This is a genomic window from Rhizobium sp. WSM409, from assembly GCF_057653825.1.
Genome location: NZ_CM172794.1, coordinates 4,509,846 through 4,522,369 on the forward strand (window position 1 = coordinate 4,509,846; position 12,524 = coordinate 4,522,369).

The following is a 12,524-nucleotide window of genomic DNA, read 5'->3' on the forward strand; positions in this document are numbered from 1 at the left end:
CCGATAAAACAAGAAGAGAGGGTTTTGAGAAGATGGCAACCAGTGTCGTTCTTCAGAAGGTCGAGAAGCGCTACGGCTCGCTGGATGTGATCCATGGCATCGATCTGACGATCGATCCCGGCGAATTCGTCGTTTTTGTCGGTCCCTCGGGCTGCGGAAAATCGACCCTTCTGCGCATGATCGCCGGTCTCGAGGAGATCACCGGCGGCGGGCTGCTGCTCGACAACGAACGCATGAACGAGGTGGCGCCTGCCAAGCGCGGCATCGCCATGGTCTTCCAGTCCTATGCGCTCTATCCCCATATGTCGGTCTACAAGAACCTCGCCTTCGGCCTGGAGACGGCGGGTTACAAGAAGGCCGATATCCAGCCGAAGGTGAAGCGCGCCGCCGAGATCCTGCAGATCGAGAAGCTGCTGGAGCGCAAGCCGAAGGCGCTCTCCGGCGGCCAGCGCCAGCGTGTCGCCATCGGCCGCGCCATCGTGCGCGAGCCGCGGATCTTCCTGTTCGACGAGCCGCTGTCGAACCTCGATGCCGAACTGCGCGTGCAGATGCGCGTCGAGATCTCCCGCCTGCATCGCAGCCTCGGCAATACGATGATCTATGTCACGCATGACCAGGTCGAAGCCATGACGATGGCGGACAAGATCGTGGTGTTGAATTCCGGCCGCATCGAGCAGGTCGGCGCGCCGCTCGATCTCTATAACAACCCGGCCAACCGCTTCGTCGCCGGCTTCATCGGCAGCCCGAAGATGAATTTTTTGAAGGCCCGCATCGAGCAGGTCGGCGAGACCGAAACCAGCATCCATGTCTGCGGCAATTCCGTCCGCCTGCCGCGCCGGCTGAAAGGCGGAGCCGGAGAGGAGGTCACCTTCGGCATCCGTCCCGAGCATCTTTCGCTGGCCGAAGGCGCAATCGCGCTCTCGACCGTCAACGTCGATCTCGTCGAAAATCTCGGCGGCGCCACCATGCTCTACACCACGACGCCGGATAACCAGCTCCTGACCGTCGCGCTTGACGGCCAGCAGAAGGTGGAGCGCGGCGCCAATGTGAAGGCTTCCTTCGATCCGGCCCGCTGCCACGTCTTCGACGCGGCCGGCAAGACGATCTAAGCGCACCGCCGCTTGACATCAGATCCTCCTCTGCCCCATCATTTCGGAAGGGGCAGAAGGGGATGAGCATGACGCCTGAAGATAGGATTCATGCACTTGGCATCTGGCAGGGCCCGATCGAAATTTCGCCGATAGCAGGCGGCATCACCAACAGGAATTATCTGGTCAGCGATGCCGTCGCGCGCTGTGTGGTCAGGCTCGGCACCGATATTCCGATCCATCACATCACCAGGCAGAACGAGCTTGCCGCAAGCCGTGCCGCCCATGCAGCCGGCATTTCGCCGGCGGTCATCCACCATTCGCCGGGCGTCCTGGTGCTCGAATATATCGAGGCGAGAGCGCTTTCGCCGGAGGATATCAGGACACCTGATACGCTCGCCCGGGTCGTTCCGCTCGTCCGCGCCTGCCATCGCGACATCGCCCGGCATTTCCGCGGCCAGGCGATGATCTTCTGGGTCTTCCACGTCATCCGCGATTATGCCGCCAATCTGAAGGCGTCGGAGAGTGCCTATCTCCCTCTGCTGTCGGGGCTCATCGGCAGGGCTGAGACGCTGGAAGAAGCGGCAGGGCCTTTCGAGATCGCCTTCGGCCACAACGATCTGTTGGCCGCCAACTTTCTCGATGACGGCAAGAGGCTCTGGCTGATCGACTGGGACTATGCCGGTTTCAACACGCCGCTTTTCGATCTCGGCGGATTGGCCTCCAACAACGAACTCTCGCAAGCGGCCGAGCGCGCGATGCTGGAAACCTATTTCGACCGGCCGCTGACCGATAATCTCAGCCGGCGCTATACCGCGATGAAATGCGCCTCGCTGCTGCGCGAGACGCTCTGGAGCATGATTTCGGAAATCCATTCCACCATCGATTTCGATTACGCCGGCTACACGGCCGAAAATCTCGCGCGCTTCGAGCGCGCCTATCAAGCCTTTGAACAGGACCAATAAATGACGAAGGAATTACCGAAGACGGCGAAAGCCGTGGTCATCGGTGGCGGCATCATCGGCTGCTCGACAGCCTATCATCTCGGCAAGCTCGGCTGGACCGATACTGTCCTGCTGGAGCGCAAGAAGCTTACCTCGGGCACCACCTTCCACGCCGCCGGCCTCGTCGGCCAGCTGCGCACCAGCGCCAACATCACCCAGCTTCTCGGCTATTCCGTCGATCTCTACAAACGGCTGGAGGCGGAAACGGGTCTCGGCACCGGCTGGAAGATGAATGGCGGCCTGCGCCTTGCCTGCAATGAGGAACGCTGGACCGAGGTCAGGCGCCAGGCGACCACCGCCCAGTCCTTCGGTCTCGAAATGCAATTGCTGACGCCGCAGGAAGCCTTCGATCTCTGGCCGCTGATGACGGTGGACGATCTCGTCGGCGCTGCCTTCCTCCCGACCGACGGCCAGGCCAACCCCTCCGACATCACCCAGGCGCTGGCAAAGGGCGCCCGCATGTCAGGCGTTTCGATCTTCGAGGATACCGAAGTCCTCGACCTTGAAATCGACAAGGGAAGGATTCGTGCCGTCGTCACGGCGCAAGGGCGCATCGAATGCGAGCGCGTCGTCGTCTGCGCCGGCCAATGGACGCGCGCCTTCGCCGCCCGCTTCGGCGTCAACGTGCCGCTGGTCTCGGTCGAGCATCAATACATCATCACCGAATCCTTCGGCGCGCCCTCCAACCTGCCGACGCTGCGCGATCCCGATCGCCTGACCTACTATAAGGAGGAGGTCGGTGGCATCGTCATGGGCGGTTACGAGCCGAACCCCATTCCCTGGGCGAAAGCCGGCATCCCCGAAGGTTTCCACTACACGCTGCTCGACAGCAATTTCGACCATTTCGAACAGATCATGGAACAGGCGCTCGGCCGCGTTCCGGCGCTGGAGAGCGTCGGCGTCAAGCAGTTGCTGAACGGCCCGGAAAGCTTCACGCCGGATGGCAACTTCATTCTCGGCGAGGCCCCGGAGCTGAAGAATTTCTTTGTCGGCGCCGGTTTCAACGCCTTCGGCATTGCCTCGGCCGGCGGCGCCGGCATGGCGCTTGCCGAATGGGTGACGAAGGGCGAACCGCCTTATGATCTCTGGCCGGTCGATATCCGCCGTTTCGGCCGGCCGCATTTCGATACCGACTGGGTGCGCACGCGCACGCTCGAAGCCTATGGCAAACATTACACCATGGCCTGGCCGTTCGAGGAACATTCGAGCGGGCGCCCTTGCCGCAAATCACCGCTCTATGACCGGCTGAAGGCGCAGGGCGCCTGTTTCGGCGAAAAGCTCGGCTGGGAACGGCCGAACTGGTTTGCCGATCTCTTCGCCAACGAGGAGCCGAAGGATGTCTACAGCTACACCAGGCAGAACTGGTTCGACGCCGTCGGCCGCGAACATAAGGCCGTGCGCGAAGCGGCCGTCATCTTCGACCAGACCTCCTTTGCCAAATTCGTCCTGAAGGGCAGGGATGCCGAGGCAGCCTTGTCCTGGATCGCCGCCAACGATGTCGCAAGGCCGGTCGGCTCGCTTGTCTACACGCAGATGCTGAACGACAAGGGCGGCATCGAATGCGACGTGACGGTCGCCCGCATCGCCGAGAACGAATTTTACGTCGTCACTGGTACCGGTTTCGCCACCCATGACTTCGACTGGATCGCACGCAATATCCCGGCGGAGATGCATGCCGAGCTGGTCGACGTCACATCTGCCTATTCCGTGCTGTCGCTGATGGGACCGAATTCTCGCGCCGTGTTGGAAAAGGTGACGGGCAGCGACGTCTCGAATGCTGCCTTCCCCTTCGGCAAGACCGTGACCATCGGCATTGCAGGTTGCCCGGTGCGGGCGTTGCGCATCACCTATGTCGGCGAGCTCGGCTACGAACTGCATATTCCCATTGAATATGCGACCACGGTCTACGACGTGCTGATGGCCGCGGGTGGTGAGCTCGGCCTCGTCAATGCCGGCTACCGCGCCATTGAGAGCTGCCGCCTGGAAAAAGGTTATCGCGCCTGGGGTTCGGATATAGGTCCCGACCATACGCCTGTTGAAGCCGGTCTCGGCTGGGCGGTGAAAATGCGCAAGAATATTCCGTTCCGCGGCCGCGAGGCGATCGAGCGGCAGCTTTCGGGAGGCGTCAAGAAGCGCCTCGCCTGTTTCATTCCGGAGGATGCCGATGCTGTGCTGCTCGGCCGCGAAACGATCTATCGCGACGGCAAGCGCGTCGGCTGGCTGTCGAGCGGCGGCTTCGGCTACACGCTGGGCAAGCCCATCGGCTACGGCTACGTCCGCAGCCCCGAGGGAGTGACGGAAGATTTCGTCCTCTCCGGCACCTATGAGCTTGATGTCGCGCGGCAACGCATCCCCTGCAAGGTGTCGCTATCGCCGCTCTACGATCCCGATATGGCGCGGGTGAAGGCCTGACGATCGGAACTCTCTCATTCTTTGCTTTCGAGCGAAGCTTTGAACAGAGATGACGAGGAGAGGGCACGCCGTGTGAGCCCCCTCTGCCCTGCCAGGCATCTCCCCCACAGGTGGGGAGATCACAAGTGGCTAAACCTTCGTGCCCATCTACCGTTTCGCCCTGCTGTGACACCAGTTGTTTGGGGAAGCCGTCGCGCCCAGCCAATCTCCCCACCTGTGGGGGAGATGCCCGGCAGGTGTCGGACCCGGATAGATAGGTAACAGAACGGACCGTTTACATAGGTGACAGTTCTCTAGCAGCCGGGAGGGCCCGGCGATGGTTTGGAGAGAGACTGGCATCATGGACGAGCGGCTGCGCTTTGTTGGGGAATGTCTTGCGGGCGAGGAGACGATGACGGCGCTGTGTGCGGCCTACGGGATATCGCGCAAGACGGGCTACAAATGGTTGGAGCGGTATCGGGCGCTCGGCCCTGCGGGGCTTATCGACCTGCCGCGGGCGCCGCTTGAGCACGGGCGGGCAACGGCGGCGGAGCTGGTGGCGCGGATCGTGGCGGAGAAGGAGGCGAATCCGCAGTGGGGGCCGAAGAAGGTGCTGGCGCGGCTGAAGCGGTCGGCGCCGCAGCTTTGCTGGCCGGCGGCCTCGACGATAGGCGAGATCCTGAAGCGACACGGGCTGGTCGGGCGCCGGCGGCATCGCTGGCGGGCGGCTGGTTGCGGCCCGTTCGCGCCGGCCAACGGGCCCAATGCGGTGTGGAGCGCCGATTACAAGGGCTGGTTCAGGACCCGCGATGGGCGGCGCTGCGAGCCACTGACGGTGATGGATACGGCGAGCCGCTTTCTGCTGGCGCTGGAAGCCTGCGCGACGCCGGCCGAGGTAGAGGCCTGGCCGGTGTTCGAGCGGCTGTTTGCCGAGCACGGACTGCCGGAGCGCTTTCGCAGCGACAACGGTTCGCCCTTCGTGGCGATCGGCGTCACCGGGCTGACGACGCTTGCTGTACGGTTCATCAAGCTCGGCATCGGCCTGGAGCGCATCCAGCCGGGCAAACCGCAGCAGAACGGCCGCCACGAACGCTTCCATCTGACGATGCTGCCGCTGGCCATGGCGCCGGAGGTCGACCATGCCGCGCAGCAGGCGGTCTTTGACGCATTTCGCCAGAATTACAACGCCGAGCGTCCACACGAGGCGCTCGCTATGGACGTGCCTGCTGATCATTACCGACCATCACTGCGGCGCCTGCCCGACCGCCTGCCTGAACCGGACTATCCGGCCGAGGCGGCGGTGCGCCGGGTGCGCTCCAATGGCGAGATCAAATGGAACGGTGACCTCGTCTATGTCGCAGCAGCGCTGGCCGGCGAGGTCGTGGCGATCGAGGAGAGTGAAGCGGGCATCTGGACGCTACGCTTCCATGCCCATCCGCTCGGCATCATCGACAAGAAGACCAAGCGGCTTGTCCGCCCCAGCGCCCTGCAACCCCGACCAGCCGGCGCAGGGGCGGACACTGGTTTACAAGGGGGAGAACTGTAACCCATCTATCCGGTTCAATCTGTTACCCATCTATCGGCCGGACACAGGGCAGAGGGGGGCGACCGCGGCACGCCCTCTCATTACAAGAACCCAGCCACCCCGCGTTGGCGTGACCTACTATATTTGCGGAAAACGACTCTCCTCGGCTAAAGAAGAGCCTGAGCCAGAGGCTCCAAGCCTCAGAACAGCGGCAGCCGGTCGTCTTGGATCAGGATCTCCAGCTTGTCGGAGACATCCTGCGTCCACGCCCGATTTTCTGTCAAAGCTGCCGGGAAGAGTCCCGGAAGGGTGAAGAGAGCGGCCGAAATCGCCAGGCCGGTGCGTGGAACATCGGCGATGAGAGCGGCGATTTCGCCAGCACGGGGATCGCGCAGTTCATAGCGCTCGCCGTTGCCGTGCTCGCCGATCGCATAGCGCATCCATGCCGCAACGGCGATCGCATAGGTCTCCGCCTTGTCGCCATGCGCCAGTGCCTCGGTTGCCGGTTCCAGCAGCCGCTGCGGCAGTTTCTGCGTGCCGTCCATGGCGATCTGATAGGTGCGATGCGCGATGGCCTTGTTTGCAAAGCGCGCTATCAATTCGCTGGCATAGTCATCGAGGTCGATGCCGGGAACCGCATCGAGCGTTCTCGCCGCCGCATGCATGTGGCGGTAGGCAAGGGCCGCCAGGCCGGCATCATCCATCACGTCGCGGATGAATTCATAGCCGCCGATATAACCGAGATAGGCGAGCAGTGAATGCGCGCCGTTCAGCATCCGGAGCTTCATCTTCTCGTAAGCCGAAACATCGGTGACCATCAGCGCGCCGGCCTTGTCCCAGGCCGGCCGGCCATTGGCGAAATCATCCTCGATCACCCATTGCGTGAAGGGTTCGGTCTCGATCGCCGCCAGATCCTGCCGTCCGGTCAGCCGTTCGGCATCCTGGTAAGTCGCCTCGGTGCTGGCCGGCGTGATGCGATCGACCATGGTCGAGGGGAAGGGCACATTTGCCTCGATCCATTGACGAAGCGAGGGGTCGACGCGTTCGGCAAAATCGAGAACCAGCCGCTTCAGGACGGCGCCGTTGCTCGGAAGATTGTCACAGCTGAGCGGTGTGAAGGGGGCGATGCCCTTCGCCCGGCGCCGGGACAGTCCCTCGACCAGATAGCCGATGACGCCGCGCGGCGCATGGCGGTTGGCAAGGTCGGCCGCCACATCGGCATGGTTGAGATCGAGCCCTCCCGTCGCGGTATCCATGCCATAGGCTTTTTCCGTCACCGTCAGGCTGACGATGCGGATGGTCGGATCTTCCAGACGATCCAGCAGTCCTGACGGATCGCGTGTCGCCACATGTGCCCGCAAAATGGGGCCGATCACCTGCGCCACCGTGCCCGACGTATCGCGGATCAGCATCGTATAGAGGCCGTTCTGTTCGTTCAGGTGATCGGCGACATCAGCAGTGCGCAGACTTGCCACCTCGATGCCCCAGTCTCCGCCCACTGCGGCAAGTGCGGCATCGGTAAACGGCGCGAAATGCGCGCGGAAAAAGGCGCCTGGCCCAAGATGCAGGATGCCGCTTTTCAGCTGGTCGCGGTCATAGGCGGGAAGCTTCGCCGTCGAGGCGAGGCCGGAAAGGGTCTGCAGTCGTTCGGTCACAGCTTGTAGGCCTTCTTTGCATTGCCATAGGAGAGCTCGCCCGCGACGATCTCGGCTTCCCGCTTCGAAATTCGGTGCTCGGCGGCAAGCTGGGCAAGGAAGCGGCAGACTTCGCGGCGCCAGACGTCATGCCGCGCGGGGATCGAAAGCAGCGCCCGCGTATCGTCGTTGAAACCCGCCATATTGGCAAAGCCCGCCGTCTCGACGACTTGGTCGAGGTAGCGGCGGATGCCGTTCGGGCTGTCGTGGAACCACCAGGGCGGTCCGATCATCAGGCAGGGCCAATGGCCGACCATTGGCGCCATCTCGCGCGCATAGGTCGTCTCGTCGAGCGTGAAGAGCAGCACGCGCAGCCCCGGCGCATGGCCGTATCTGGAAAGCAGCGCATTCAGGCCGCCGACCCAGTCGCTGCTTGTCGGGATATCGGCGCCCATATTGGGACCCCGGGTCGAGAAAAGTCCGCGGTCGGTATTGCGTCTGGAGCCGGCATGGATCTGCATCACCATGCCATCCTCGGCCGAAAGCCCGGCCATCTCGGTCATCATCTGGCCGCGGAAGAGCTCGGCCTCCCCGGCCGAAAGCGGGCCCTTCAGCGCCTTCTCGAGCAGCGCCTGTTTTTCGGCGAGCGGCAAGTCGGCGGTGAAGGCTGTGGGCACGCCGTGATCGGTCGCGGTGGCGCCGAACTGGCGGAAATAGGCGCGCCGGCGCCGATGCGCCTCGATCAGGCCGTCCCAGCGCGTTACCTCAGTGCCGGTGATCTCTCCGAGCTTGACGAGATTGTCGCGGAAGCCGACGGCGTCGGGATCGGTGACGCCGTCTGGCCTGTAGGTGGTGCGCACCTTGCCGATCCAGCCGTCGGCCGCCATCTTCTGGTGATGCGCCAGAGGATCGAGCGCCCCATCCGTCGTCGCGATCGTTTCGATGCCGAATCGCTGATGCAGCGCCCGCGGGCGGAATTCGGGAAGGGCAAGCTGGGCATTGATATGGTCGTAGAGCGCATCGGCATTGTCAGATGTCAGCGGCTCGGTGCAGCCGAGTACGGCCGACATGGCGTGGTCGACCCAAAGGCTCGAAGGCGTCCCGCGGAAAAGGTGATAATGCGCGGCAAAAGTCCGCCATATCGCCCGTCCCGTTGCGTCAGGTTTGCCGTCGAGCCGCGGCACGCCGAGCTCGTCTAACGTGACGCCGACGCTGTGCAGCATGCGGAAGAGATAGTGATCGGGAATGACCAGCAGCGAGGCCGCGTCTTCAAAGGGCTTGTCGTCGGCGAACCAGGAGGGTTCAGTATGCCCATGCGGACTGACGATCGGAAGATTGCGCACCGTCTCGTAGAGATCTCGCGCGATGGTCCGTGTTGCCGGATCAGCCGGAAAAAGCCGGTCCGGATGAAGAAAGCCGTTTCCTGCATCCATCAGTATTCCTCCCAGATGGATAACGGCCTACCCCACAACATCCGGCGCGGCAAGGTCTTTTAGTAACCAAACGGTACAGTTTTGCGCATGGCCGCGTCGGGCATGGAAAGCATTGACGCGGCGGCCTATTTCCGATTTGCAGAACCATCTGTTCTGCCGGATTCGGCAAAGGAGGATCGATGTCCGACGAGACGAACCGCATCACCCAGCTGGAAGAAATGCTGGCCCACCAGGCAAAGACGATCGAAGAGCTTTCCGATCAGCTCGCCGAGCAATGGAAGACGGTCGAGCAGATGCGCACCAAGCTCGACCGGCTCACCGAACGCTTCCTGTCGCTGGAAGAGCAGTCATTGGAAGCGCCTGGCATTACCCGCCCGCCGCATTATTGACGGCACGCGGCGCAATGCCGCGTGCCCGTCTCATTAGGATGATCAATCAGACGCCGCCGATGCAGAGATATTTCATTTCCAGATAGTCGTCGGCGCCGTGCCGCGAGCCCTCGCGGCCGAGGCCGGATTGCTTGATGCCGCCGAAGGGTGCCGTCTCGGATGACATCAGGCCGGTATTGATGCCGATCATGCCGTATTCCAGCGCTTCCGCCACCCGCCAGACCTTCTTCAGGTCGCCGGCGTAGAAATAGGCGGCGAGGCCGAATTCCGTATCATTGGCTTGGGCGATGACATCCTCGACCGTCTCGAAGCGAAAGAGCGGCGCCACCGGCCCGAAGGTCTCCTCGCGCGCTACCTTCATGCCGCGCGCAACGCCTGTCAGGACCGTCGGCGTGAAGAAGGTGCCGGCGCCGTCGATGCGCTTGCCGCCGGTCAGTACCTTGGCGCCCTTGGCAAGCGCGTCGCTGACATGGTCCTCCACCTTGGCAAGGCCTTGCTCGTCGATCAGCGGCCCGATCACGACACCCGGCTTGAAGCCGTCGCCGACCGACATCTCGGCGACCTTGGCGGCAAGCTTGGCGGCGAAGGCGTCATAGACGTTCGACTGGACGTAGAGGCGGTTGGCGCAGACGCAGGTCTGGCCGGCATTGCGGTATTTGGAGGCGATCGCGCCTTCGACGGCAGCGTCGAGATCGGCATCGTCGAAGACGATGAAGGGCGCGTTGCCGCCGAGCTCCAGGCTCACCTTCTTGATCTGGTCGGCGCACTGCCGCATCAGGATACGGCCGACCTCGGTCGAGCCGGTGAAGCTGATCTTGCGCACCTTTTCATTGCCGCAGAGTTCGCGGCCGATCGCCGGGCCATCCACGCCGACGATGACGTTGAAGACGCCGGCCGGAATGCCGGCCTGCTCGGCGAGCACGGCAAGCGCGATCGCCGTCAGCGGCGTCTGTTCGGCCGGCTTCGAGACCACGGTGCAGCCGACGGCAAGCGCCGGGGCGATCTTGCGGGTGATCATCGCCGCCGGGAAGTTCCACGGCGTGATCGTACCGACGACGCCGACTGGCTGCCGGATGACGATCATCCGTTTATCGTCGGAAGGCGCGGGGATCGTCTCGCCATAGATGCGTTTGGCCTCTTCCGCATACCATTCGATATAGGCCGCGGCATAAAGGATCTCGCCGCGCGCTTCCGGGAACGGCTTGCCCATTTCGGCGGTCAGGATCGCCGCGAGTTCGTCGGCATTGGCGACCATCAGGTCGAACCATTTGCGCAGGATCGTGCTGCGCTCCTTGGCCGGACGGGCCGCCCAGCCCGGCTGGGCGGCATGGGCCGCATCGATTGCCGTCCGCGTCTCGGCCGCGCCCATATCGGGCAGTGAGGCGAGCAACTCGCCGGTTGCCGGGTTCAGCACGTCGAAAGTCCGAGTGGCATCGCCTGATGTCCAGACGCCGTCGATATAGCCGGCATCGCGCAGCAGGGGCGAGGAGAAGGGAACGTGCTTGGTCAGTGCGCTGGTGAAAGCCATGTCATATCCTCCTTGGGAGTGCGGCTGCCGGTTGCCGGCAGCCATTGAAATCCGGCTAGAGCAATTCCAGGAAAAGTGCGCAGCGGTTTTCCGTCCGGAATTGCGTAAAACAAAAAGTTAGAGCGGTTCTGCGCTTCCGTGAAAAGCTGAACCGCTCTAGGGTGCGATCACTTGGCCGCGCTTGCTTGCAGCATGGAGGCCTCGAGAATATCGAGCGCTTCGCCGAAGATCTCGTCCTGGATGGTGATCGGCGCGAGGAAGCGGATGACATTTCCGTGGACGCCGCAGGTGAGCAGGATCAGGCCCTTATCGAGCGCGATCAGCCGCACCTGGTTGGCGAATTCCGCGCTCGGCAGTCCCGTCGTCCGGTCGTTGAATTCAACCGCATTCATGAAGCCCGGTCCGCGAATATCGACGATCTCGGGCACCGTCTCGCGCAACGATTCCAGCCGCTGCTTCAGCCGTCCGCCAAGCTGGTTGGCGCGATTGCAGAGATTCTCATCGACAATGACGTCGAGCACGGCATGGGCGGCGGCGATCCCGAGCGGATTGCCGCCATAGGTGCCGCCGAGCCCGCCCGGTCCCGGCGCATCCATGATTTCGGCGCGGCCGGTGACGGCGGCGAGCGGAAAGCCGCCGGCCAGGCTCTTTGCCATCGTCGTCAGGTCGGGCGCCACCTCGTGATGATCCATCGCGAACATCCTGCCGGTGCGGGCAAAACCGGTCTGCACCTCGTCGGCAATCAGCAGGATGCCGTGCTGGTCGCAGAGCTCGCGCAGCGCCTTCATGAAGGCGGCGGGGGCCGCATAGAAGCCGCCTTCGCCCTGCACCGGCTCGATGATGATGGCGGCGACGCGCTGCGGATCGACATCGGCGGCAAAGAGCTTCTTCAGCGCCGCCAGCGACTGATCGGCGGTGACGCCGTGCAGCTCGACCGGGAAAGGAATATGGAACACGTCGCCAGGCATCGCGCCGAAGCCGACCTTGTAGGGCACGACCTTGCCGGTCAGCGCCATGCCCATGAAGGTGCGGCCATGGAAGCCGCCGCCAAAGGCGATGACGGCCGAGCGGCCGGTTGCGGCGCGCGCAATCTTGACGGCGTTCTCAACCGCTTCGGCGCCCGTCGTGACGAAGATCGTCTTCTTCTCGAAATCACCAGGCAGCAGCGCGTTCAGCCGTTCGGCAAGGTGTACGTAGCTCTCATAGGGAACTACCTGATGGCAGGTATGGGTGAAGCGGTCGAGCTGGTCCTTGACCGCTGCGATGACCCGGGGGTGGCGGTGGCCGGTATTGAGAACGGCGATGCCGGCGGCGAAATCGATGTAACGCCGGCCTTCCTTGTCCCAGATCTCCGCATTCTCTGCGCGATCGGCATAGATCTGAGTGGTCATGCCGACGCCGCGTGAAATAGCGGCGTTCTTCCGGTCGGTAAGGCTTGTCGCGGTCATCGATGGCTCCTGCGCTGAAAGGGTTGGAAAGCTATCTTGTATAATTTCTGCAAGATCTATATAAAACTCCTACATTTTTCCTGC

9 protein-coding genes are annotated in these 12,524 nt (G+C 63.1%); 5 read left to right on the forward strand and 4 right to left on the reverse strand.

Annotated features, from left to right (window positions below; all coding sequences use genetic code 11):
• Positions 1-32 precede the first annotated feature (32 nt).
• From AC25BC_RS22040 to AC25BC_RS22055, 4 genes are all read left to right on the forward strand, one after another.
• On the forward strand, positions 33-1,109 hold the full coding sequence (locus tag AC25BC_RS22040) for an ABC transporter ATP-binding protein (RefSeq protein WP_012759619.1): 1,077 nt from the start codon (positions 33-35) through the stop codon (positions 1,107-1,109).
• 68 nt (positions 1,110-1,177) lie between these two features.
• Entirely contained in the window at positions 1,178-2,053 is an 876-nt protein-coding gene (locus tag AC25BC_RS22045) for a phosphotransferase (RefSeq protein ID WP_012759620.1), read from the forward strand.
• Complete coding sequence (locus AC25BC_RS22050; RefSeq protein ID WP_012759621.1) at positions 2,054-4,504, forward strand: GcvT family protein; 2,451 nt, start codon at positions 2,054-2,056, stop codon at positions 4,502-4,504. It abuts the gene before it with no gap.
• A 316-nt stretch (positions 4,505-4,820) separates the two neighbouring features.
• A complete protein-coding gene (locus tag AC25BC_RS22055) occupies positions 4,821-6,029 on the forward strand; it encodes a helix-turn-helix domain-containing protein (RefSeq protein ID WP_487778529.1) in 1,209 nt (402 codons plus the stop codon).
• Positions 6,030-6,208: 179 nt separating this feature from the next.
• Here AC25BC_RS22055 and AC25BC_RS22060 read toward each other — a convergent pair whose 3' ends face one another.
• Positions 6,209-7,663: a mannitol dehydrogenase family protein gene (locus tag AC25BC_RS22060; RefSeq protein WP_012759622.1), complete on the reverse strand. Its 1,455-nt coding sequence runs from the start codon at positions 7,661-7,663 to the stop codon at positions 6,209-6,211.
• Positions 7,660-9,075: a glucuronate isomerase gene (gene uxaC / locus AC25BC_RS22065; protein ID WP_012759623.1), complete on the reverse strand. Its 1,416-nt coding sequence runs from the start codon at positions 9,073-9,075 to the stop codon at positions 7,660-7,662. Before uxaC ends, AC25BC_RS22060 begins: the two co-directional genes overlap by 4 nt.
• Positions 9,076-9,254: 179 nt before the next feature.
• Here uxaC and AC25BC_RS22070 point away from each other — a divergent pair, with 179 nt between their 5' ends.
• Positions 9,255-9,464 (forward strand): SlyX family protein, encoded by a 210-nt coding sequence (locus AC25BC_RS22070; RefSeq protein ID WP_012759624.1) that lies wholly within the window; start codon positions 9,255-9,257, stop codon positions 9,462-9,464.
• 46 nt (positions 9,465-9,510) lie between these two features.
• On the opposite strand, the gene AC25BC_RS22075 is transcribed toward AC25BC_RS22070, so the two are convergent.
• On the reverse strand, positions 9,511-10,992 hold the full coding sequence (locus tag AC25BC_RS22075; RefSeq protein WP_012759625.1) for an NAD-dependent succinate-semialdehyde dehydrogenase: 1,482 nt from the start codon (positions 10,990-10,992) through the stop codon (positions 9,511-9,513).
• Between the two features lie 167 nt (positions 10,993-11,159).
• Complete coding sequence (locus AC25BC_RS22080) at positions 11,160-12,440, reverse strand: 4-aminobutyrate--2-oxoglutarate transaminase (protein ID WP_012759626.1); 1,281 nt, start codon at positions 12,438-12,440, stop codon at positions 11,160-11,162.
• Positions 12,441-12,524 lie beyond the last annotated feature (84 nt).

Coding starts and splice junctions, on each gene's coding strand:
- AC25BC_RS22040 (WP_012759619.1), top strand. CDS start 33: ATGGCAACCAGTGTCGTTCTTCAGAAGGTCGAGAAGCGCTACGGCTCG.
- AC25BC_RS22080 (WP_012759626.1), bottom strand. CDS start 12,440: ATGACCGCGACAAGCCTTACCGACCGGAAGAACGCCGCTATTTCACGC.
- AC25BC_RS22070 (WP_012759624.1), top strand. CDS start 9,255: ATGTCCGACGAGACGAACCGCATCACCCAGCTGGAAGAAATGCTGGCC.
- AC25BC_RS22075 (WP_012759625.1), bottom strand. CDS start 10,992: ATGGCTTTCACCAGCGCACTGACCAAGCACGTTCCCTTCTCCTCGCCC.
- uxaC (WP_012759623.1), bottom strand. CDS start 9,075: ATGGATGCAGGAAACGGCTTTCTTCATCCGGACCGGCTTTTTCCGGCT.
- AC25BC_RS22050 (WP_012759621.1), top strand. CDS start 2,054: ATGACGAAGGAATTACCGAAGACGGCGAAAGCCGTGGTCATCGGTGGC.
- AC25BC_RS22055 (WP_487778529.1), top strand. CDS start 4,821: ATGGTTTGGAGAGAGACTGGCATCATGGACGAGCGGCTGCGCTTTGTT.
- AC25BC_RS22045 (WP_012759620.1), top strand. CDS start 1,178: ATGACGCCTGAAGATAGGATTCATGCACTTGGCATCTGGCAGGGCCCG.